Here is a 24056-nt window from a genome sequence, read left to right as displayed (position 1 = left end):
AGATGATGGGACGCCGTATGACGGGAAACTGTCACGTACGGTGTTAGGTGGGGGAAAAGGTGGAGATAATATCAAATCCTTACCTATCACGCACAGCTGATTGCTGCGTCAAAAGAAACACTTGAAAAAAGAGGCTATCATATCGAAGTGCTAAATCTTTTAAATCCCTTAGAGTCTATGAGTTATAATCCTTTACAACTCATTATTGAGGCCTATAAACAAGAAGATTATTCAACGGCTCAGTCGTTATGTAACACGCTTTCATACACACTCTATTACAATCCCAACTCCAAGGATCCTTTTTGGCAAAACTGTGCCATGAGCTTATGTAATGCGATGATTTTAGCCATTACAGACAAATGTATTAAGGAAGAAAAAGAAGAAAAAATTACGATGTATGCTGTAGCGAATATGCTGTCGGAGTTAGGATCTAGAGAGATTGAAATCGATGGAGATTCAGAGGAAACACAAAATGCGCTAGATAAATATTTTCAGGATTTACCTTCTGATAGTGTGGCGAAAATGCAATATGCGACCTCAAACTTCTCAAAAGGAACGACGCGAGGTGGCATCTTTACTCAAACCATGGATCGACTTTCAATTTTCACATTCGATGAAATTGCGAAGATGACGTCTCGAAATAGTGTGGATCTTAAGCGTGTGGGATTTGGAAAAACCATAAGAGGAAAAGCGACTCCTAGGAAGCGAGTAGAAATTCTATTTCCTGATAAGACAACGGAAAGCGTTAAAACGGATGGAGAAGGGCGCTTTGAATTGAATTTTCAACAAACGTTAGGAGTAAACAAGGGGATTTACATTCAAGAAAGGGAAGGGAAGAAAAAATGTAAAGTGACGATTCAAAAGATAGATGAGGATACCGGGGAAACAACATTAGAGGTCAAGGAAGCCTCAAAAGGTATGGAAATTCAAGACATTATTTATTTCAATAAGCCGATTGCGATTTTCATGATTACACCGGACTATGACTCTAGTAATCACGTCATTGCCTCTATTTTTGTACGTCAAATGTATTCAGTTCTAGCCAAAAATGCCTCCCTAGCTCGAAGTGGGAAATGTCATAGGGAAGTAGTGTATATTTTGGATGAATTTGGAAATATGCCGGCAATTGAAGATATGAGTAACATGGTGACGGTTTGCCTGGGACGAAATATACGTTTTAACTTAGTCATTCAAGCGTATTCTCAGCTGAAAAATAAATATGGAGACAATGCGGATACTATTAGTGGAAACTGCGGAAACACCATTTATATTTTAACCAGTGACAATCAGACGGCTGAAATGATTTCCAAAAAGTTAGGGAATGAAACCATTCATTCTACTTCTCGAAGTGGAAAAGGATTGTCTTTGGATAAGAGTAAGACGGAAAGTGTAGATACAAAACCTCTTTTAACAGCCAGTGAGCTCATGAGTTTAGAAGAAGGCGAAAATGTGGTGTATCGAGTCATTAAGCGACAAGATCAGGAGCGTAATCGTGTGAAAGCCTATCCAATTTTTAATACGGGAAAAACAACCATGAAATATCGATGGGAGTATCTTGGAGACGAATTTAATACGGACCAATCCATTTTAGATCTAGATATTGTTTCGCTGCATGAAAAGGTGGATCCAAAGAAACTAATTGTAGACTTTTCGTATTTATTTGGAGAAAATCCTTACGTGTCTGATCAAGAGAAAGTTGCTTCACCGCAACCAACCTCTTCTCAGGAGAAAGAGGAAGAAACATCTCAAGCGTCGGATGCTCCATTTGCTTCCTCTCCTAAGGATTGGAAGTCGATGACGATCAACGAGTTTTTTGGGTCCGATCCAAATGTATTGAAATTGATTCAGGATAAGTTGTTATCGGATTTACCTCAAACGATGGAAGACCTAGAACATGAAGTAATGGAGGACTTCTTGGGTATCTTACATGAACTTGGAGCGAACGATCAAATGGATTCGTATCTCTATGATGCGATTACTAAGCATATTCGACGTATTAGTGAAGTGTTAGAAAATGAGGAACCTCAACCGGTCCAATCTTAAAAGGAGGAGAAACATATGAATACTATTACAAAGGAAATAGAACGTATTATTACGGAGTATACACCGATTGTGGCAGAAGGACATCGGGTTTCAATTGGGTTATTAGATGGGATCCTTTTTCTTCAAAAGGGGAACGAAGAAGAGGGCGAAGCACCGATGGTGATCCGAGTGGATGCCCTGGCAGAACGTCTTTCTCTTACCGTTGAAGAGTTGTTTGAAGGCTAATCCAGTGAACGAAACGTTAAAAGGGAGATGAGCACCGGATGAAGGATGAAGAAATTGTAGAGAAGCTTCAAACCTTTTCTGATTATTTAGAAGTAGGAAATATTTTATCCTACTGCTTGAGGTGGTTGGGATGGTTTCTCATTCAAGCTTTAGCTTGGTTAGTCGATGGGTTAGAAGGCATTACAGATAGCATTTTAGGGATTAAGACCTTTTTTAACTCCCCTGATGTGCAAGGGTTTATTAAGGATATCCAACCTTTTCTTTATGTGTTATTAGCTTTTTCCATCCTGTACATTGGATATTTGCTAATTATGAATAAGAAGCTTAACCGAGAACAGATTATGTTTAATCTATTTATTTCCATTGGGGTCATTGTTCTTCTCAATGTGGGCATGTTAAAAGCTGATAAGTTCACGGATGAGGCAGTTGATGCCGTAGATTTAAATGAAGAAGGCACCACTAGTGAGAAGATTATTAAAGATGGTATTACCGATATTGCACAAATTGATGTGAATGGATGGAAAACGACTGATTTAAAGAAACCAAATAAAGTACCTCAAAAAAATATCAAGATGATTGATATTACAGAGAAAATTGATGATAAATTTAAAATTAACAAGGATAAAGAATTAAGTAATGATGGAAAAGATATTTTACAAAAGAAACTAGCCTTGAATGGGGAAGGGAAAGAAGGATTGGCGAAGTTAGACAATGGGTGGTTTGACTTTTTTCCAGAACAGTACTACCGATGGCATTGGGATTTCTGGACAATTGCTATTACGCTCTTTGTTACCGGAATGACGTTACTGTTTATCACAATTAAATTAGCTAAGTTATGTTATGAATTGGCCTTTAATTCGATTCTAGCGCAATTGTTAGCTCCGGCAGACGTGGCCGATGGTCAGAAGCTTAAACAGGTTTTAAAGAGTATTATGAACACCTTTTTGATTATTATCATGATTTTTATTTCGATGAAAGTGTATCTCATGGGAACACAATTCATTAGCGATAAACTAGATGGAATCGCCTATCTCATTGCATTAATTGCAATTAGTATTGCCGTAGTTGATGGACCGGTGATGTGTGAACGTATCTTTGGAATCGATGCCGGCTTGAAGAGTGGTTGGGCTGCTGTAGCAGGCGGTATGGCTTTAGCTAAAGGTGCAGAAAGTGCCTTAGGCGCTCTTGGAAAAGGAAGCGCTGCATTAGGGAAACTCGGAAAGTCGGGTGTTGGTGGTCTTTCAATGGCAGGTGGAGGTGTGGCTGGCATGGCTGCCGGTTTAGCCAAAGGATCTGGTCAAGGGCAAGGTAAACAAGATACTCTACCCGAACAAATGAAGAAAGCGATGGGCCAAGGGCAAGGTAAAGGGCAGCAGGAAAGACAACAAGGGAAAGGTTCTGATCTCACTTCTCATATGCCGGGGCAGGAACAGGAAAATGGAAAGATGGGGCAACATCAAGCACAAGCAAACGGGATGAATCAAGGGACTTCTCTTCAAGAAGAAATGAAAGCAGCACAGTCCCAAGAAGGAAGCGCTCAAGGACAGGATCTTTCTTCTAGCCTTCAAGGGGAAAAAGATCCATCCTCTACCGTAGGAAGTGAGGGACCAGGAACAACAAGCTTACAGGATGAAATGAAGGCTTCAGAAAGCGAAACAAATGCTTCACTGGGAAGTCCATCGGGAACGCAACAAGGATCGAGTCAAGGCCAAACCACGCTTCGGGATGAAATGAAAGCTGTAGAAGGGAAAGGAGGTTTCTCTTCTTCTCAAGGTTCTCCATCTCCTTCAAATGGTGGATCGAGAACGATAGATACATCGTCAGTTCAAGGAGGTAACAGCCTTCAGAATGAAATAAAAGCGTCAGGAGGAACTCAAGGTTCTCCATCTCCTTCAAATGGTGGATCCCAGAACATTGATACACCGTCGATTCAAAGAGGTAGCAGTCTTCAACAAGAAATGAACACATCAGGAGAAGTCCAAGGATCTCCGTCTTCTTTAAATAGTGAATCAAGAACAGTAGAGACCCCATCCATTCAGGGAAGTAGCAGTCTTCAGCAAGAAATGAATACATCGGGAGGAGCACAGGAGATTTCATCTCCTCAAAGTCACGGGTCTCAAACCATTGATACGCCTCCACCGGTACAAAGTGGAACGACGCTTCATCAGGAAATGTCATCTATAGGGAATGCAAGTTCCTATACCGAACCATCAGAGGCTCCATCTACCATACCAAGCGTTACCCATACATCTGGTTCGGTTCCATTACGGGAAGATATCCGTCAGGCTGAATCTCAAGTGGCAGCAACGCAAGAATCGTATACGGTTCCTGTTTCTTCTTCGACTCCTGTACAGAACACTTCTCCACAAGAAGTGATTCCATCAAGAACACAAGACATGCCGATGCCGAACCAACAACGGACAGAAACGCGTCATATTGGGCAGGTCATTCGAGATAAGGCTTCTTCTGCTTGGAATGGGGCGAAGACAGTTCAACAAACCAAACGTACGTATCAAATTGGACGTAATACGGGGGAAGCCTTACATCGTCAGATGAAACCCAATCAGAATAAGAAAAAATAAGGGAAGTAGGGATCCTCTACTTCCTTTTTCATATGAAGGAGTGAAAACATGGCGAATTACAACATTCCCAAAGAAGTGACCACGGAGCTTAAAATCAATAAATCTCTATTTCTCTTTGATTTACTGTTCATTATTAGTTTATTAATCTTCACGATGATCTTAAATATCTTTATTCATCCGGTTTTACAAATTCCGTATTACATCTTTATGGGAATGGTGGGGCTTGTGATGATTTGGAGACCGCATACCAATCCAAAAAAGAGGATGTATCAAGTGTTGTTGATTACGATGATGCGAAAGAAAAGTACGTACTGTGCCATTGATCGAGAAGAGGAATGATAAAGGAGAGAAGACGTATGGCTTTATTTGAAGAACAACCGATTCAACAACCCGTACCTCACATGAAAGAGGAAAAGAAATTATCTCAAGAATCTCCATTCTTTTTGGATGAGAAGGAAGTGGAGACACAGAAACGCTCCTTCTTACGTCCTCTTGCCACGTTAAAGGAAAAACGGGCTAAAGCACAAAAAGAGAAGCCACCTCGGATTAAGAAGTTGATTACGGAGATTATCCCGATTGCCGACTATACCGAAAGTGGCTTATTTCAATTAAAAGGGGGAGGCTACTTTGACATTTGGCAATTTCAAAGTAAAGATATTTATGCCATGAATGGAGAAGAAACCTCCTTTCATATTTACAGTCATGCAAGCAGCTTTCAAAGTTATCCGGAAGCTTTTAAAATTGTGTCTTTAAATCTTCCAGTTTCAACCGAACAACAGCAGCGTTATCTAGAAAAGAAACTAGCAAGGTCTCAAAATCCTTTATTTGAGCGTTTTCTTCAACAAAAATTAAAAGAGCTTCAATTTTTAGAGTGGGGCCGAACGAATCGTGAGTACTTTGTATTTATCTATGGAAATACGGAGTTGATGGTGAAGGAAAGGAGAGAAAACCTCATTCGTTCCTTTCAGAGAACGACTCCTCTTTTTGAAGTGAGTGATAAGAAGAAAATCGAATTAATCTATAAATTTTATAATCAAAATGCCAAGCTTGGCAATAAACAATAAGGGGAAGGTGGGAGAAACATGGCATTTCCTTTTTTAAAATATAAAACGAATGAAGAGGTCAAAAAGAAAGAAGGCTATAACCCTACGTTATTAAGTCAAATTCAACCGCAAGGTGGCGTAAGTTTTAAAGAAAATTGTGTTCGGAATGGGGATGGATATTCAACATGCGTACACGTCTATGATTATCCGAACAACGTTAATGACTTCTGGTTAGAGCCGATCCTAAACATGCCTAACGTGATTACCACCCTAGATGTGGTGAGTGATGATCGCAAGCAAGTGATTGATTCCATTAATAAGAATATGTCGGAACAAAATGCCCGTCACCTTCATGCGAAGGAGAGCATTGATCGGTTAGATGCCGAAAACCTGTTTCATGAGATGAGGGAGTTATATCGTCAAATCGTGAATGGCGAAGTTATGAAACGGATTCACTTACGAATCTACTTGGCAGCCAAAACCATTCCAGACCTAGAAAAAGAGTTTAAGAGGGTCGTTGAGCATTTAGAATCGTATAATTTTCGAGGCTCCATCTTTTTAAATGAACAGGAGTATGAATGGGAGTCCATGGTGACTGACTTCGATACGCAATTACAATATGTAAATAAGAGAAAAGGAAAGGAAATCCCTGCGCTATCCCTAGCCGGTGGGTTTCCTTTTCATTTTACCCAGTTAGATGATCCCTATGGGATGTATTACGGCACGACTCGAACCGGGGGAAGTGTCATTTACGATCTTTTCCATAAAGATGAACATCGTAAAAGCTATAATGCCGTTCTCATGGGGTTGATGGGAGCCGGTAAATCCACATTTTTGAAGAAACTTACGATGGATAATGCGATTAAGGGTTATAAGATTCGGGGCTTTGATATTACAGGGGAATTTAGAGAGTTAGTTCGTGATTTAGGAGGAAAACAGATTGCATTAGATGGATCAGAAGGGAAAATTAATCCTCTTCAAGTGTTCAAAACCTCTGAAAGTGAACTCAATTGTTTTACGCAACATTTATCGAAGTTGACGATTTTTTATCGCTTTATTGCCCCAGAAGCTAAGGATGAGGAATTGAAAGAGTACGAGAATCTCTTGCGTAAATTGTACATTCATAAAGGCTTATGGAAGGACGAAAAGGGAGAAAACAACACCATTACGAGTCAACCTGTAGAAAAGTATCCGATCTTTAGTGATTTCCTTTCCTTTGTGAGAGAAGAATTGTATGCCAACTTTGATAAGAAAGAACATCATGCTCATTTAGGCGTCAGTCGTGTTCATCGCTTGGAGTTAATTGAGTTGAATTTGATGAACTTGGTGGAAACCTACGCCCATCTTTTTGACGGAATCTCAACTATTGAAGATTTTAATGAAGAACAAATTGTGTTCTTTTCCTTACGCCATCTATCAAGTTTAAAACCGGAAATCTTTCAAGCTCAATTGTTCAATGTAATGAACCTTCTCTGGGATAATATGCTACAGCAAGGCTCCCCTCAATTTGAAGCCTACAACCGAGGAGAGCTTTCGTTTGAAGATGCAACGCGTTATCTCATTGTCATGGACGAGGCGCATCACATTGTCAACACTCGGCAAGGTAGTGAGCATGCGCTACGCTTCTTAACAAAATTTAGCCGAGAAGCTCGTAAGTATTTCGGTGGGTTGATCTTTGCGAGTCACTCTATTCGAGACTTTGTTCCAGAGGGATCGGATCTATCAGCTGTAGAAGAAATTAAAATTCTATTTGAACTCGCTCAATATAAATTCATCATGCAGCAGGATAACAGTAACGTGGAAATGTTGAGACGTATTTTTGCCGGACAGCTCACTGAGAGTGAGTTGGATGTCATCCCGAACTTAGCTCAGGGGGATGTCATTTTATCGATTAAAGCTGTGAAGAACATACAGTTTCATATTGAAGTGACCGATGAGGAACTTGCTTTATATGGAGGAGGCGCATAAGAATGCATATTGTCTTACAGCTCATTCCGAAGAAGTACTTAATCGGAGGCGTTCTCGCTCTAGTGGGTGTCATCGGTTTGGTTCTCATGGGGGCTGTGATTACTCTAGTCGGTGGGTTAGAAAGTGATTCGGGTCAAGAAGATGTGACGATTGTTGGGGGAGGCATTGGGGCAGGAACGGCCAATGTTTCTCCTCAAGTTCAACAGTATCAACCCCTACTGGAAAAGTACGCGAGTAAGCATGGATTAGATCCTTCTTATGTGCCGATTATGATGGCTTTAATGATGCAAGAAAGTGGAGGACGAGGAAACGATCCAATGCAAAGTAGTGAATCTTTTTGTGGGTCAGTTGGATGTATATCGAGTCCTGAGCTTTCGATTGATAAAGGAGTTTTACACTTTAAAAAGGTGCTTGAAAAAGCCAATTATGATTTGAAACTTTGTCTTCAATCGTATAACTTTGGCGGCGGTTTTATTAACTTTGCACAGAAGAATGGGGGGCACTATACGAAAGAATTAGCCATTCAATTTTCCCAACTACAATATCAAAAGTTAAAGCATACGGGCATCTATCGTTGTGTACGTCAAGAGATGGTTCCTTACGGAGCTTGTTATGGGGATGCGGCCTATGTTGATGCGGTTTTGAAGTACTATACGGGCACCATTTCAATCGATGGAAAACCTACTACTCCTGTTAGTGGAGGCAACGGGTCCAAAGGAATGGCAGCTGCTCAAAAAGGAATGAAATTCGTGAATAAAACGAAATATGTGTTTGGAGGAGGGCGGAATCAGGCCGACATTGCGGCCGGACGATTTGATTGTTCGAGCTTTGTCCGATGGGCGTTTGAACAGGTCGGGGTGAACCTCGGACCGATGACGAGCGTCACTACGGATACGATTAAAGTACAAGGGCAAGCGATTAATCCAAAGGATATGCAACCAGGAGATGTTATTTTCTTTGACACATATAAAATAGACGGACATGTTGGAATCTATCTCGGAAACAATCAATTTATAGGGGATCAATCCAGTACAGGAGTGGCCATTGCAAGTATGGCTCCTGGAACATATTGGTCGAAAGTATTTAATGGAAGAGTCAAACGTTTTTAAACAGGAGAGTGACGTATGGAAAAGAAAAAATGGGTCCTATTTATCACGCTTGCGGTGTTCGTCGCAGGCGTTACGTTTTTCAATATTTATCTAAACCGAAACATCTCTCAAACGACTTCAGCGAAGCAAGAAGCCATTAGTAAAGAGGCCTTGCAAGAGGAAAATCAAGAACTCAAAAAGCAATTAAAGGTGGTGTTACCTTCTGCTCAAGAGCAACAAAGACGGAACTACTTAGAGACGGTGAACACCTTTTTAGATGTTTCCTATCATCAGGAAAAAGAAGGCTTTACGGAACGAAAAAAGAAAGCCAAACGGATTATGAGCCTGGAATTATATGAACAGTTTTATCCTTCTGCTCAATTTGAATTGGGCGACACCTACCGTTCAAAGCCTCAAGATATACAACTCTACTTACAACAGTATGACAGTGATTTAGATGAGGTTCAAGTGGTGACTGAGTTCCAAAATCATCTTCAAATCTCAGAAGAAAAAGTGGAAGAAACGACGAATATCATTGCTAAGATTTCGTTACGTAAAGAAGAAAATCGATGGATCGTCACAAGTATAGAACCATTAAAAAATGAAATTGTATCGGAATAGAAGGGAGAGGAAACATGAAGGCATTAAAAGATTATAAGTATAACTTGCGTCGAAAAAGATCCTGGATGTTTTCTCTTATCATGGCGTTTATGTTTGTCGGTTTTTTTACCTTTTTGACCTCAAAAGTTTATATCGCTTCGGACGAAAAACTGTATCATACCGAAATGGGAAAAACCTTAGATTTGAGCTCGAGTGGAACGGTTATGTTAGAAAAACGTACGTATTACCCGGCTCAACATCAACTCGAAATGGTGTTGAAAATGGATCAGATTGATGAAGAAGATTTTCAGTTTAAGGCGCAGGAAAAAGCCAATTCGGGAGTCGACCTACCGATTAAAGTTTTGTACCAAGATGATGGATATTACGTCGTAAGAGTCAAACAATTATCTTCTAATTGGGAAGCCTTAGCGTTTGATTTATACCAAAAACCTGTGCAAGAAGAAAGCGTGGATGTGGAGGGAAGTGAAGAAAAAACAGAGGAAGAAGAGCCCGAAGATGAGCTTGTTCAGACCATCTCTTCCGACCAATCCAAAACGTCTACGAGTCCTGAAAAGTCATCTAAGAATATGCAAGCTTACGGGTTATTAGTGGTCGAAATTCAGCAAAAAGAAGTCAAAAAGAAAATGAAATCCTATGAAAAAGCGATTGGGGTTGAGATGAAAAATCAGAGAGCTTTACGAAAAGAAATTGGCGAATTAAAAGCCGATATGGAGTATCAAATTGAAACAGAAAAAGCTGAAACGGAAGCTCAAATTTCACTCAAAGAAGATGAAATTCGAATGAAAGAAGAGAGCATTAATCTCTATAAAGAGGAGAAGAAAATGTTAAAGGAAAAGCTCAAAAAGTTAAACGAAAAAGAGCAAGATTTAGCTCCTACTCATTAAAACCCGAGGGGACGTTGAGGGGACTTCACGAAAAAATGAGGGGACGCTGAGGGGACCACGACCTAATTTGAGGGGACGTTGAGGGGACGTTTGGCGCTTTTCTTTGTACCCACGGTTTTGTTAGGCTCTGCCTAACCCCACACCATAGTGGGGGCAAAAACCCCTTATGCTCTTCTAGCTTTTGAAATGTAGAGCACTGAATGTTAAGAGAGGATGAATGAAATGGAGATTAAAGTGAGAAATGTAGATCCAGTTGCAGTGAAAAAGATTGATGAATTGGCAAAAGAAAAAGGAATTTCACGCCAAGAATTTTTGAAAGGTCAGCTTGAAATGCTGGCCTTTTTTCGAGAACAAACGACGCGAGAACGTCATCTAGAAAACCTCATTGATAAAAACATTGAGATGATAAAAAAGTGTTCTTATTTTATGGAGAGAAATGCCGAGTCCTTAGAAAAGTTACATCATAGTATTGAGACTGTGGTAGGAGAAATCGAAGAGTTGTAAAGAAGAAAGGGAATGATCATGAGTACATCCACGTTGACACCAGGTGTAGTATTGAAAACAAAATTTGTCACAGCTAATCAAAAAGCATTTCAAGAGTATGTAGAGTATGTTGATCGAGAAGAGGCCAAAAAGGAAAAAGGAAAAGGGGAACAAGATTTTTCGCTCTACCAAGATTACATGCATAATCCTCAAAAGACCTCTTCTCTATTTACAGAAGAATTCAATGTTTTAAATGAAGAAGAGAAAAAAGAATTAAAAACAAAGTTCCAAACGGCGCAAAAAAATCAGAGTATCATGTGGCAGGATGTCATCACATTTCATAATCCCTGGCTTCAAGAAAATGGTTTATATGATGCAAAAACAAAGACCGTTGATGAACAAAAGTTAATGGATGCCACACGAGAATCCATGCAAGAAATGTTGAAAAAAGAAGGGTTGAAAAAAACGGCTGTATGGTCAGCAGCTATCCACCATAATACGGATAACGTTCATATTCATATTGCAACGGTTGAACCGTATCCGACAAGAAAACGAGGAAAGAGAAAACCGAAAACGTTAGATGCGATGAAATCAAAAGTGGTGAATCATCTTTTAGATCGTGACGTTAAACAAAAAGAATTGAATCATTTTATCCGGCAAGAAGTTGTGGCTCAAAAGAAACAGCGTTCTTTGATGAGTTGGCGTAATCGAGAGTTCAAACCTTTGTTTTTACAGATTTATAATCATCTTCCCCAAGATAAAAGACAGTGGCAATACAGCTACAATACCTTAAAACCGTTGAAACCGTATATCGATGAATTAAGTCGAACCTATATTGAAAAATACCATGCGAAAGATTATGCCAAGTTCACCCAAAAGTTAGACCGAGAAGTGGAAGTGATGAAGAAAGCCTATGGGGAAGGAGGAAAAGATCAAAAGCATTATGCGAACTATAAGCAAACAAAAATCGATGATTTATACAAACGATTAGGCAACGCCTTTTTAAAAGAAATGAAGGAATATGATCGGAAGGAGAAGGAGCTTCAAAAGAAGCTCTTTTCTCATCCCAAACAAAAAACCTTTACCCAACAAGGTTCGATCCAACATGCTTTTCGAAAGATGGAAAGAGCCTTTAAAACAGAATATGAGAGTTGGAAAAACCAACGTCATTATGAACGTTTACAACGAGATATTGAGCGAAATCACGAACAGGAGAGGGGATATTAAATGAGTAGACAACGCATGAAAGTCGCACTAGATGAGGAAACGAGAACGTATATTCAAACTTATATGGAGGAACATAACATTCGCTATACAGGGGATGCCATTGCTCGTCTATGTAAGGAACATGAAATATCTAAAAATCAAGAGTGGTCGTTAAAATATATCTCCGAAGTGGTCAGTCAGAATTTACATGAGGTGTTGAAAAAGGAGCTCACTAAGATTCGGTTAGGCACGAATGCTGCGGATAAAAACAGTCAAATTCTCATTGAATTACTAAATGGAATCTTCTTTAATAAATCGGAATTGGGGACGGGTTTTATCCCGACAAGCGTTCAAGAGGTAGAACCTGTACGTATTGCAAAAGAAGAAGTGGAGAAACGGATTGCTCATCAACGTCAAAAACGGATTGATTGGGAAGAGTCGAGAGGGAAGAGAGAAACTTATTAATGCTATATATCAAATATGGTATATATGTTAATATTTAGTATGTAATCATTAACCGGAAATGTGGTCAAGGTAGGGAGGACACCATGAGAAGAGGATTATTTTTTGTCATATTAACAGTGCTTATGCTTTCTTTAGTTGCTTGCAATGGAGAGGATTCAAAGAACATAAAAGCCAACACTATTTCTAGCGCTACTTTGACAGAAAGAGAGGAAACGCTACTTTCAGGAACGGCGGATCAATCCTTTGTATTTGATTTTAATGCTGGTGATCAGTATAAAGAAGTAGCTGTATGGGTTGAGAAATATGAATCAGGCAAATTGGTTAGAAAGTTAACCCAGATGTCTACTGAGATCAAAAATACAGGTACGATGGTCTTTAGCACAGCGAAAATCAATGAAGAAAACAATCAAACTCGTTTTTCAATTAGCGTTCATAGTAATGAAACGACAACCACAGGAACAAGTTCAGAAACCATCAAAGATGATAATTTAGGGATGGTATTGGGAAACAATCCATCAGAGAGTATTTCAATTAAGGATAAAAGTATTGTTTTAGCAAGTATTGGATATTCAAGTAGTGAAAAGGGTATTAGTGATCTTTCTACAGATTTTTATAGTGACATGGGTAGTCATATGGATGAGCTGAAAAACTTTGACACTGTCTATTTGCTCAGATGTACATTTAAGTAATGGCCAGGTTTTTAAACAACTTTATCATTCTATTTTTACGTACAGGGAATTATCTTACATCAAAGATTAACCCACTACATTCTAACCCCGTTCTACATTCAGAACGGGGTTATATTCGGTTGATATTTTAAAGGGAAATCTCTTTAAGAACATTTTATAAAAGAGGAGGAATGAACATGTTATTCAATGAAAAAGTGACACTAGGAATCATTCAAGAAGTAGGGGATCAAGAGGTGATTTTATCGGTCCAAGGAGAGAAAGTGATCGTCTCTCTTTCCGAAGAGGAGGCTAAAGAGCTTCATCAATATGTGCAAGTGCAAGAGAATTGGTTAGTTCCCATCCATACCGACACGCATGAGCTCTTTTTAGAGTATGAGGATCCATGGAACGAGGAAGACATGGAGGAATTAATGGAAATCAGTCGGTCTCATGAGGTGAACGAGGATGAGTAAAACCTATAAGAAAAAGTCAGTGGAAGAGAAGAAAAAAGAAGTTGAAAACCTCACCAAAAATATGGAGAAACGAATTGAGCAACACTTTCATTCTCCTCAAGATTTAAAAGAGTATCTGAGCTTTATGGGGAAGTTTTATCAATACTCGATATCTAACGTAGCATTAATACAAAGTCAGTTTCCGGGGGCAAAAGCCGTCGGTTCTTTTGCGTTTTGGAAGAGTAAAGGGTTCGCGGTTCAAAAAGGAGAGAAAGGCATTGGAATCCTTGTTCCCCAACGAACTGTACCTAAATTTAAAGATGAAAATGGAAAATGGAAGTCGGTAAATAAAGCGACAAAGGAAGAGAAAAAGCTCCTAGAAGAAGGTAAAAAGGAGGTGAAAGATGGTGGCTTATATTTTTCTGTTGGATACACGTTTGATATCTCGCAAACGAACGCAACAACTCAGGATCTTCCGAAGATTTTTCCTAATCGGTGGATCGAGGGAAATATTGAAAACTATGCTGCATTGTATAAGGGAATGGAAGCCATTGCCCAAAAGAACGGGATTTCTATTGTGGAGCCTAGAGGAGAGTTAGGCGCTGCTAAGGGAGTAAGCTATACCCTAACAAAAGAAGTCGCTTTAAATCCTCGAAACTCAGAAAAACAGAATGTCAAAACGCTGTTGCACGAATTAACTCACGCCACTTTGCATACAAAAGAAACATTCGATAACTATACGAGTGCGGAAAAAGAATTTCAGGCTGAGATGACCGCTTATACGGTGGCTTCTCATTTTAATATTGATACGAGCGATTACTCGTTAGACTATCTTGCTCATTGGACGAAAGGAAAAGAATTTAAGGATAAGACACAATTATTGAAAGAAGTTCATACTACATCCGTCAATTTTATTGAAACTATCGAAGAGCACCTGCAAAAGGGAAAAGAACCCTTGTTAGCTCAGGAAAAAAGGCACCAACATGAAACAGTACCTCCTTCTTCTGAAAACATAGGAGAGAGGTTAAAAGCATCTTACACACACTATAGACAGACTCTACACCAAGAATCCCCTCAAGATACCGATAGTATATTAGATTGTTTAACAGCTGGAGATAACTACCATACCTCAAAACAAACCGCCTTAAATAAAGGATGGGTGGGTGAAAAAGATATTGTGAAGATGGAAAAACAAGTGGATTCCTCTTTTCAGAAGGAAGAGAAAGAAAAAAGCCCTCAAGCTTCATCCTTGAAAAAGAGAACCGGAAAGATAAAAAGGAAGAAATCTGAATATGAATTAGAAAGATAAGGGAGCTTAATCGCTCTCTTTTTCATTTTATAGAAGAAGGAGGGTCTTTATTGAGGAATCGAAAATTCGTGCGAAAGGATGAGAAGATGAAAGCAAGAGATGCTGATTTGCTATCATACCTAGAATCCAGAGGCGAAACGTTCAAGAAAGAAGGGAAGTATTACCGTCATACCGAACATGACAGCTTAATTATCCGAGACAATATGTATGCTTGGAATAGCCGGAATGAAAAAGGATACGGGGCCATTAATTTTGCCCAAATGTACTATAACTTATCGTTTGTAGAAGCTGTGCAAGACATTAACGCTCGAAACCTTAAAACGTTTACTCGTTCTTATTCCAATGAGCAAGAATCAACAAAGCCTTTCCAATATCCTCAACACCTTGAGGTAAAGAATCAGGATAAATTGAAACACTATTTAATCCAGGAACGAAAGATTGATCCTCGTTTAGTTCAATGGCTGCTGCAAAAGGATTTAATCGCACAAGACAAACGAAATAATATTGTCTTCAAATGGAGAGAACAAGGAGGAAAAGGCAACATTATAGGAGCCGATCGACAAGGAACTATCAAAATGGATCATGGCCGAGGTTCCTTTAAACAAGTGCTACCCGATGCCAAAAAGGATGCAGGGTTTACTGTGGATGTAGGAAAGCCTACGAAACTCTATATGTTTGAAAGTCCAGTAGACCTTTTATCGTATTGGAGCCTCCAAAAAGAGAAACTCCAAGGTGCTCGGCTTGTGAGTATGAATGGTCTCAAAAGTCGTACGGTTTTACAATCTTTCATTGATGCCCGTAAAGAAGGACTCGATATTAAAAAAGTGGTATTATCCGTAGATAACGATGAGGCAGGGAAGAAATTCATTCAAAAGATGCATTTGCTTCTCAAAGAAGATATGATTCAACCCAATCTTCCATCCAAGGGAAAAGATTGGAACGATGAGTTAAAAAAGACAGGACAAAAGAGAGAACAACAACCTCTCCACCAAACCAAAAAGAAAAGAAAACCGGTATACGAACAGGAGATGGCATAAGTGGAAAATACGATGGTAGCCTTTACTACCTTTTTTCTTATCATGATCGCCTTTTATTTTATACGTATTGTTTATCGGAGATTACAAGAACGAACGGCTATGAAACGATTGGCCCGTTCAGGTATTCAATACATTGATCAAATGGATGGGTTTCAATTCGAGACGTACTTAAAAGCCTTGTTTCAGCAATTAGGGTATAAAGCTCAGGTAACCCCTAAAAGTGGTGACTTTGGGGCGGATCTTATTATGAAAGGACAACAAAAGATTGTCATTCAAGCGAAGCGATACGGATCCAAAAATAGAGTCAGTTTATCAGCTGTGCAAGAAGTCTATGGAGCCCAAGCGTATTATAAAGCCGATGAAGCGTGGGTCATCACGAATAGTTCCTTTACGAAATCAGCAAGAGCATTAGCCGAAGCGTGTAACGTACAGCTATTTGATTGCAAAGCCCTTCAAGAGTTGATTTTAGAAGTAAATCCTACTCACACAGCCGAAAAGGTGTAGCGAGAGATAGAACCTGAGCCTCGTACATGTCCAACGTGTGGAAAGTCATTAGTGGTACGCCAAGGAAAGAGGAATCGTTTTTTGAGATGTTCGTCTTTCCCTCAATGTCGTCATACAGAAGCGATTAATAAATAACAGATCCCATGGATTCATGCATGTTCAAGACCCTTTAAAGGGTCTTTTTTATTTCAAAATAAAGGAGAGAATAAAATGAGTTCTTATAACATTTATCAAACGTTATGTGATGTGGTGAAGAAGGCTTATCCGGAAGACCAGTATCCTAACAATGCATTCACGAAATTTTTTGTGGACATTAAGGTGAAAGAGATGAAAACCGTTCATGGACGCTACTATCCTAAATGGAATAGATATGGGATGAAAAAAGCATGGGTGAAAAAGATCCCTACACAGTCTTTACAAAAAGAAGAAGCAAAGCTTTTACACTTGACCAATATTAAGGTGAAAGTTGCAGTCAAAAAATAAGCAATTTATGGGTTTATAGAAGGACCCGAATTTTACATTTAGTGAAGAAATAAATGCAAAATTCGGGTCTATTGATAACTGATATTTCAGGATTATCCTCTTATTTATTAATTCGTATTGAGGCCTCCACCATTTAAACCTTCTTTGATATAACCATTTACTTGACTGTTTGATAATAAGCCAATATGGGAAATGCCAGTAAGTTGAATGTTTCTTGCCCCTTGTAGACGAGAAAGGCTAGGCGCTACAATTCCATCGGTTAAACTATAGATGGAAGTATATAAGATTTTTTGGTTAGGATCTGTTCCTGGCAATGCTACAGAAGTAGTTAAACCATTAGCTCCACCCAATGTTACAACATTTTCAATTTTGTATCCGCCACCAAGATATTTGATGTAATAAAGAGTATTAGCTCCTCCCATACTGTGAGCCACAATGTCTACTTTATCTGCTCCTGTTTCTCTTAGGACACGGTCAACGTATGTAGCGAGCTGTGGACCATTTGTTGAGTTAGAACCTTGCTTATTATAGAAATCAATTGCATAGAATTGACTTCTATCCCATCCTTGAGAGCTTAAATAGTTTTCAATACTGAAGAAATTATAAGAAGCGCCTCCAATACCATGTACAAATACAACTGGGTTGTGAGCAGACTCAGCTTTAGCACTTGATGGTTGAACACTAAACAAAGATAGAACAAGTGCAAAGGAGAGTACTGCTACCATCATTAGTTTTTTCATTCTTATCCCTCCTAAATTTATGTAACAGCTCTATATATTACATCAAATTTAAAATTTTGCGAATAGTTTTTTAGAAGAATTATAGAATAAATTTCGAAAATATTAAATAAAAATACAGTATTTGTTAAAAGTGTTAGGTTAACTATAGGATAAATATAAATTTAAAAGGAGAATTTTTCATTCAGGCTATATAAGGGTAAAGATGGAAGTTGAAAAGTAACGGATATTGGTTAGAAATCATCTTCTTTTTTAGAAGATGATGTTTTTGTTACAGAATAGTATAGATATTTTGTATAAATAACGATATTCATGTAAATATTTCCTATAATGTTATGAAATATAGTTAGAATTTATGGATTTTTATTAAAATCATGACAATCTTAGCTTTACTCGTATTTCTAGTAGGTGGAATGGCGACCGGTAAAAGTAAGGCAGCAAGTAACACAGCAAAGCAGGATCTCATCATTATCAACAAGTATTATAATAAACTAGCGTATTATCATAATGGATACCTCGAAATGGTGGTGCCTGTTGCAACAGGAAAGACGTGGGATAAAACACCGGTTGGATTTTTTAAAGTTGTTAATAAAATTAAGAATCGTCCATATTACACAGGAAAGATTCCTGGGGGAGATCCTCGCAATCCACTAGGGAAACGTTGGTTAGGGATCAATGCCAATAGAACTTATGGTGATACGTATGGCATTCATGGAAATAACAATGAAAGCAGCATTGGAAAATATGTGAGTCAAGGATGCGTTCGAATGCATAATGCGGATGTGGAAAAGCTTTATGATAAAGTTCAAGTGGGGACACCTGTTACGATTACATACTCCTATAGAAGTTTTGAGGAGTTAACAAAAGTCTACGGATATAACTTTAAGGGATATAACACCAAAAATTAATGTACGAAGGATCCACTTCAATAGTGGATTCTTTTTTATTTATGAAGGATGTATAAGCGATAAAAACTACACATTAAAACAGGCCTGAATTTTGCATTTAGTAATTACCCGCAAAACAAAAGATAAATGAAAAATTCAGGGCTATAATTCTTAGTATACGCTCTTATTTCTCCTCGTTATCTACTTTTGGATACTAATTCCTTTTCCTTCAATTCTTGAGAAAGAATATCTAACCCTTCTTGACTGAGTACCACTCGCCCATTTCCAAATACCATATTATCTTCCGATACTTCTCCCGTAATCATACAAGTTTTGTAGGCTTGGTATTTTTTTAGAACAATGCGCTCTTCCTCTACAAAGATTTCTAAAGGATCATTCTTTTCAATAGCAAGTGATTTTCTTAACTCGTGTGGTAGGACAACACGTCCTAATTGGTCTACTTTCCTTACAATTCCTGTGCTTTTCAAATTCATAACACCTCTTTTCTGTGTTGACTTTATTTTAACAAATATGGAAATAGAATGATAACGTGCTAAATTACTAATATTATTTGGTTGTAACCCTGTTTTTGCATCTTTTCTGGATTTTTGCTCTAAATAAAAGAATTTGGATTGTGTGCCTGTACATTATTAAAGGGAATTCCTATATATAAATGCCAAACCTAATCTGATAGAGAATTATTCATTTTACCTTTAAATGGATTCTTTTTATTAGTTTAACGGGTTGTCCGACTAGCTCAATTCAAGACTATGGTAAGTACCTGACTTTTGATATGGAGGAAAAGGGAAGTCCTAATGCACTAAAAGGGATTCCATTTAAGAGTAAGCCGATTAACTATACCGTTGTAGTAAGTCTAAAACAATTAGATGAAGTCATCAAAAGAAGTAGGCTAGAGGCTGTAGTGGTCAATCTAGTTATAAAATTCCACATAATGTAAAATATCGCGAATAATTAGACTTTAGTTGGATAATTTATTGAGTATGGACTAGTGAGGGAAGTAATAAAATAAATAAGAAAAGGTGAAACATCAGTTAAAGTCGAGGATTTCTTTAAGGGAAATTTGCGCGCTACATTTTTAATGATTTGAAATTAAAATAATATAAAATTTACTATTAAGAGGTAATGAAATGAACTCCTTTTTTTCCTTTCACTCAAAACAAGAATCATTTCGCCTTTTTTCAGGTGAACACTTATTAACAATAGGAATTATTTTAACTCTCTGCATACTTTTCGTTTTCTTTAGAAAGACCTTTCAGGAGGAGAGCAAAAATCGGCTTATTCGTTTTTTTTTAGCATTTCTATTAGTGTTATCTGAAAGTGTTTATCAAGTATGGCTTTTAAGCGAGAATGAATGGTCAGTTAAAACTGCTCTACCGCTTCACCTTAGTGACCTTGCTGTATTTCTGGCTATCATAATGTTGCTAAGAAATAATTGCAAACTACTTACATTTATGTATTTTGCTGGGTTGGGTAGTTCTATTCAAGCAATACTTACTCCAAATCTTGGACATTTTTCATTTCCTCATTTTCGATATGTCGAATTTTTTGTATCGCATGGAACTGTAGTGCTAGCCATTTTGTTTATGGTTGTTTCATGTAAATTTAGACCGACCATTCGTTCAATTTGGACCACCGTTTTAATAGTAGACTTTTATGCTGCATGCATTTTTCTCCTAAATAAATGGTTGCGGGCGAACTATCTCTATATCATGCATAAGCCAGGGAATACTTCTTCACTTTTAAATTATCTTGGTCCATGGCCATGGTATTTATTTTCGATGGAGTTAGTGATGATCATAAGCTTTTATATTTTGTATAGTCTGTTTTGGTTAAAAAGGCGATGAATCGGATAGAAGTGATTCCATACATAATTTGCTGATCAATTATAAATATCAAAGGGAAGATGTAATGATCCTGAAGGGAAGGAAAAAAGGGTTCTGGTGCAAAAACTTTAGAACAATTGCAAGTAATCTCTGAATTTATTGAGTGCATAAACTCCCCAGTTTTTATGCACTCTTTTTGTATGGAATGAAGGTAGAAAGCTTGGTAACTCAACGATGTATAAAATCATGTATATCGAGAAAAAAGAGGAGAGTGGAGAGTCCTTATCCCCCAATGGATTGGGAGAAGGACAACTCCCCCTAAGATGTATTATGTAAACTAAGATTGTATAGTTTATACATAGTGCTTTATGGTTTATCTTTTGATAAAATGGAATTAATAGGAATTTGAAGGAATAGAAATGGGGTTGATTTAAGGGGGAGTAGAAAATGGAATTTATTATGTATTTATTTGTTTTTCTTATTTTTATTGTTATTAGTTCATTCTTAAATATAATGTTTAAACTGACAACAAAAAGAGATTGGCTTATGTCTTTATTATTCAGCATAGTTTTATCAATTATAACAATTGTAATTTTAGGTTAACACGGAGGAAGAAAGAAACTAAAATTTTAACTTGCAGTCAGTCATACATATTCAAAAAGCCGTTGAAACTAAGGTTTTCAACGGCTTTTCTTCCGATAAATCTCATTATGTTAACTAAGTTTGTGTAGCATATACATAGTGATTTTTGATTTATCTTTCGATAAAATGGAATTAATAGGAAGTTGGAGAGGGGGAAAGGGGAGAGTTTAAGGAGGAGTAGAGAATGGAATTTATTAAGCTTTTATTTGTTTTTCTTATTTTTATTGTCATTAGTTCTTTCTTAAATATAATTTTTAAACTGACAGCAAAAAGAGATTGGCTTATGTCTTTATTATTAAGTATAGTTTTATCAATTATAACAGTTGCAATTTTAGATTAACACGGAGGAGGAGAGAAACTTGCAGTCATACATATTTAAAAATCCGTTGAATGAAGGGTTCCAACGGATTTTATTTCTAGTAATGTCAGGCTGATGATGTTTCCATTTGAATAAGTTATAGTTTTCCATACTAATTATGCTCCTTTTTAGAGTACTAGTATTGGTATGTCCAAGATTTAGAGATTAGTTTTAAATCAGATGGAATCTCCATATAATAACCATTATTTACATAATCTTTAATTGAATTGGAAAATTTATTGAAATTATGCTTGAACAGAATTATAATGTAATAGGAAGATCTTCCCAATATATTATTATATGGAGGAATTATGAAAAAGATTATTGGAACAGTTGTTTTTGCACTTGCTATCACAGGAGTTTCTACAAGTGTGTCTGCATCAAGTTCAGATGAATATACTCCTAGTGTTAAAAATATTGATAAAGTAGAATATATTGATGGTGAACAAGTAGAGGTAAATGGAGTTGAGTTAACAGTTGAAGAAATCCCATCAGCGTCTATGGGAGTTTATGCTACTGGAAAAAGGAATGCAAAAGTTATCGCTAAAAAACCTTTATTTGCAAAATGGTATGCAACTGCTACATCCGATGCAACTTATAAACAAAAGGAAATTTCAGCTAAGGTAAGAGCATATAAAGGAAATGGGGTACAATTGGGGGGGACTAAGTCTCAAACAGTAAAAAATTCAACTTATGCAGCAGCTACGGTATATCCAGGTAGTGCAATTGGTCCTACTGCTTTTGCTATTGGTAATCATGGATTTATTAGATCAGGTTATGTAGATTGGTTTCCACAAACTAAAAAATCTTTTTAATAAAAACAAATAGGGAGATAGGGTCATTAGACTCTATCTCCCTAATATATTTTATAGAAAATAAGGAGAAAAGAGGGTATCTGTATTGAAAAAGAGTAAGAGAATAATTCTTGGCTTAATAGTTCTTTTTCTAATATCGGCAATTTTATTTTTTTTAAAAGACTATATATTTACTTCTAATAACGAACCTTCTAGTAAGGAATCTAAATTTAAGATGGGGGATATGGAACAAAACGCTTTGGGATTGGCAGGCTTCAAAGCAAACGGTGAACCTTTATATGATGCCCAGCCAATAAAACTTGATGAAAATCAAACCGCAAACTTTGAGTTAGCCTTAGCTCATATGCTTGACACTAATGAAACCTATGGAATAATTTTAATGCAAGATTACATTCAAAGTAAATTTACATGTGGAGATAAAGTAACTGCAGATATTTGTAAACAGAGTATCCCTCCATCTACGGAAGTGTCAATACCATTGTCCATAAAAATTAATCCTGATACGAGAGAACTAATTGTACTCATCGTTAAAGAACCTGATTCGATAGTAAAAGATATGGATTTAAATCGATTATTCTATTATGAGCAAGCGTATGCAAAACGGTATATTATTGATGGTTCTGTAGAGAAAGCTGATCTTGTTTATATTGATCCTGATTCTACTTACAAGTCACCTGGTGATACGAATGCTATCACTTTTAGTGGTGATAAAACAGAAAGACAATTGGTTAGTAGCATGTTTTCTGGTGAAAAAGGTTATTTACATATGGGAACTAGCATAGGAAATAAAGAAATGGATTATGCTGTAGTCGCATTTAATGATTGGAAACAAACAAAAATAAATGATAACACTATAATGCATATTAATACTAAACCGGATATAACCTATGTATATGATGTGAGTCTACCCTTAATTAAAAAAGAAGCAAATCTACAATTTTTCGCGTTTCCTACACCATACACTTCAGACAGCTCTGATAGTGTATTTAAAGTTTATCAGTCGACTAGAACAGTAGTAGAATCCTATACAAACTAACGCAAAATCAAACGGTTACTAACTTTAGTATTTATTGGAAAGCCATCTGATAATCAAATTATATATGGGTGGTTTTCTTTTTATGCTCTTAATTAGGTCCTCAGGTAATTGAAAAAGCAATGTTACAACTTATCTCGATTTCTTCTTTTTAATTTATTTTAATAATCCCCCCAAAAGTATAACCAATATTATAAACCCAACTAGAATAAAAAATGGCTGCGTTAATGTTAAAACATCGTATAAAATGAGTTGTACTGGTTCATATCCAAAGAGAAACGCAAAAAATAAAATGATAGATATAATACTTAATATCCTGCGCAAAAAAAATAGCCTCCCTTGTAAAGTATTGAAATTTTATTTAGGAAATTAATAACATTATCATATATTATCTATCTAAGATTCGAAAGGTTTAGAAGGTTTTGGTACAAAGATTCCTAATAAGTTTGTTCTTATATAGGTATTCCAAATAGTAGATGAATGAACTTCAGTTAATTTTGGGCAGGCCTTCCTCTTTGGGGAGTTTGTCCTTTAATTATTGTATGTTGAGTTTGGATGAAAATAAGACACGAATTGTTGGTTGAGGAAGGACAAATTTTTAAAAATTATGAAAACTACCTCTTTTCACTCCCAAATTTGCATCAATTAATTATAAAAAATTACGTTAAATAAAAGGAAA

At 37.2% G+C, this 24056-nt stretch carries 22 protein-coding genes and 3 pseudogenes; 23 read left to right on the top strand and 2 right to left on the bottom strand.

Annotated features, from left to right (window positions below; genetic code table 11):
- Positions 1-93 precede the first annotated feature (93 nt).
- The 18 genes and pseudogenes from BM012_RS07245 to BM012_RS07160 all read left to right on the top strand — a co-directional run.
- A pseudogene (locus tag BM012_RS07245) lies at positions 94-2043 on the top strand (VirD4-like conjugal transfer protein, CD1115 family); the annotation flags it as partial.
- A gap of 15 nt (positions 2044-2058) precedes the next feature.
- Positions 2059-2268 (top strand): hypothetical protein, encoded by a 210-nt coding sequence (locus tag BM012_RS07240; RefSeq protein WP_061802759.1) that lies wholly within the window; start codon positions 2059-2061, stop codon positions 2266-2268.
- A gap of 38 nt (positions 2269-2306) precedes the next feature.
- Positions 2307-4850, top strand: a complete 2544-nt coding sequence (locus BM012_RS07235) for a pLS20_p028 family conjugation system transmembrane protein (RefSeq protein ID WP_061802760.1) — start codon at positions 2307-2309, stop codon at positions 4848-4850.
- Between the two features lie 48 nt (positions 4851-4898).
- Entirely contained in the window at positions 4899-5189 is a 291-nt protein-coding gene (locus tag BM012_RS07230) for a DUF5592 family protein (protein ID WP_061802761.1), read from the top strand.
- Positions 5190-5206: 17 nt separating this feature from the next.
- Positions 5207-5914 carry a hypothetical protein gene (locus tag BM012_RS07225; RefSeq protein ID WP_061802762.1) on the top strand — a complete coding sequence of 236 codons (708 nt, stop codon included), beginning with the start codon at positions 5207-5209 and terminating at the stop codon, positions 5912-5914.
- Positions 5915-5932: 18 nt separating this feature from the next.
- Positions 5933-7861, top strand: coding sequence for a VirB4 family type IV secretion system protein (locus BM012_RS07220; protein WP_061802763.1), 1929 nt, complete (start codon positions 5933-5935; stop codon positions 7859-7861).
- 2 nt (positions 7862-7863) lie between these two features.
- Complete coding sequence (locus tag BM012_RS07215) at positions 7864-8970, top strand: bifunctional lytic transglycosylase/C40 family peptidase (protein ID WP_061802764.1); 1107 nt, start codon at positions 7864-7866, stop codon at positions 8968-8970.
- Between the two features lie 15 nt (positions 8971-8985).
- Positions 8986-9570 (top strand): hypothetical protein, encoded by a 585-nt coding sequence (locus tag BM012_RS07210; protein WP_061802765.1) that lies wholly within the window; start codon positions 8986-8988, stop codon positions 9568-9570.
- Positions 9571-9584: 14 nt separating this feature from the next.
- Positions 9585-10454 carry a hypothetical protein gene (locus BM012_RS07205; protein ID WP_061802766.1) on the top strand — a complete coding sequence of 290 codons (870 nt, stop codon included), beginning with the start codon at positions 9585-9587 and terminating at the stop codon, positions 10452-10454.
- 222 nt (positions 10455-10676) lie between these two features.
- Complete coding sequence (locus BM012_RS07200; RefSeq protein WP_061802767.1) at positions 10677-10958, top strand: hypothetical protein; 282 nt, start codon at positions 10677-10679, stop codon at positions 10956-10958.
- A gap of 18 nt (positions 10959-10976) precedes the next feature.
- Complete coding sequence (gene mobP2, locus BM012_RS07195; RefSeq protein ID WP_407719609.1) at positions 10977-12164, top strand: MobP2 family relaxase; 1188 nt, start codon at positions 10977-10979, stop codon at positions 12162-12164.
- Complete coding sequence (locus BM012_RS07190) at positions 12165-12608, top strand: hypothetical protein (RefSeq protein ID WP_061802769.1); 444 nt, start codon at positions 12165-12167, stop codon at positions 12606-12608.
- An 83-nt stretch (positions 12609-12691) separates the two neighbouring features.
- Entirely contained in the window at positions 12692-13297 is a 606-nt protein-coding gene (locus BM012_RS07185; protein ID WP_061802770.1) for a hypothetical protein, read from the top strand.
- Positions 13298-13473: 176 nt separating this feature from the next.
- Positions 13474-13749, top strand: a complete 276-nt coding sequence (locus BM012_RS07180) for a hypothetical protein (RefSeq protein ID WP_061802771.1) — start codon at positions 13474-13476, stop codon at positions 13747-13749.
- Positions 13742-14698, top strand: a pseudogene (locus tag BM012_RS07175) (ImmA/IrrE family metallo-endopeptidase); the annotation flags it as partial. The gene BM012_RS07180 and the pseudogene BM012_RS07175, both read left to right, overlap by 8 nt.
- Before the next feature lie 425 nt (positions 14699-15123).
- Positions 15124-16074, top strand: a complete 951-nt coding sequence (locus BM012_RS07170; protein ID WP_061802835.1) for a DUF3991 and toprim domain-containing protein — start codon at positions 15124-15126, stop codon at positions 16072-16074.
- 12 nt (positions 16075-16086) lie between these two features.
- Positions 16087-16713, top strand: a pseudogene (locus BM012_RS07165) (restriction endonuclease).
- Between the two features lie 75 nt (positions 16714-16788).
- Positions 16789-17061, top strand: a complete 273-nt coding sequence (locus BM012_RS07160) for a hypothetical protein (RefSeq protein WP_061802772.1) — start codon at positions 16789-16791, stop codon at positions 17059-17061.
- A 107-nt stretch (positions 17062-17168) separates the two neighbouring features.
- On the opposite strand, the gene BM012_RS07155 is transcribed toward BM012_RS07160, so the two are convergent.
- Positions 17169-17801 (bottom strand): esterase/lipase family protein, encoded by a 633-nt coding sequence (locus BM012_RS07155; RefSeq protein ID WP_061802773.1) that lies wholly within the window; start codon positions 17799-17801, stop codon positions 17169-17171.
- A gap of 410 nt (positions 17802-18211) precedes the next feature.
- On the opposite strand from BM012_RS07155, the gene BM012_RS07150 reads away from it, so the two are divergent.
- On the top strand, positions 18212-18706 hold the full coding sequence (locus BM012_RS07150; RefSeq protein WP_235606109.1) for a L,D-transpeptidase: 495 nt from the start codon (positions 18212-18214) through the stop codon (positions 18704-18706).
- Positions 18707-18882: 176 nt separating this feature from the next.
- On the opposite strand, the gene BM012_RS07145 is transcribed toward BM012_RS07150, so the two are convergent.
- Positions 18883-19173, bottom strand: a complete 291-nt coding sequence (locus BM012_RS07145) for an AbrB/MazE/SpoVT family DNA-binding domain-containing protein (RefSeq protein ID WP_061802836.1) — start codon at positions 19171-19173, stop codon at positions 18883-18885.
- Positions 19174-19833: 660 nt separating this feature from the next.
- On the opposite strand from BM012_RS07145, the gene BM012_RS07140 reads away from it, so the two are divergent.
- The 4 genes from BM012_RS07140 (at position 19834) to BM012_RS07130 (ending at position 23380) form a co-directional block, all read left to right on the top strand.
- A complete protein-coding gene (locus BM012_RS07140; RefSeq protein ID WP_061802775.1) occupies positions 19834-20550 on the top strand; it encodes a YwaF family protein in 717 nt (238 codons plus the stop codon).
- 805 nt (positions 20551-21355) lie between these two features.
- Positions 21356-21511 carry a hypothetical protein gene (locus BM012_RS26335; protein WP_167360137.1) on the top strand — a complete coding sequence of 52 codons (156 nt, stop codon included), beginning with the start codon at positions 21356-21358 and terminating at the stop codon, positions 21509-21511.
- A gap of 329 nt (positions 21512-21840) precedes the next feature.
- The gene (locus BM012_RS07135) at positions 21841-22344 is read left to right on the top strand and encodes a hypothetical protein (protein ID WP_061802776.1); all 504 of its coding nucleotides are present in this window, start codon (positions 21841-21843) and stop codon (positions 22342-22344) included.
- A gap of 85 nt (positions 22345-22429) precedes the next feature.
- Positions 22430-23380 (top strand): hypothetical protein, encoded by a 951-nt coding sequence (locus tag BM012_RS07130; RefSeq protein WP_061802777.1) that lies wholly within the window; start codon positions 22430-22432, stop codon positions 23378-23380.
- Positions 23381-24056: the final 676 nt, after the last annotated feature.

Origin of the sequence: Priestia endophytica DSM 13796 (assembly GCF_900115845.1) — a bacterium.
Classification (GTDB): domain Bacteria; phylum Bacillota; class Bacilli; order Bacillales; family Bacillaceae_H; genus Bacillus_I; species Bacillus_I endophytica.
This window is presented reverse-complemented; position numbering and strand designations above follow the sequence as displayed.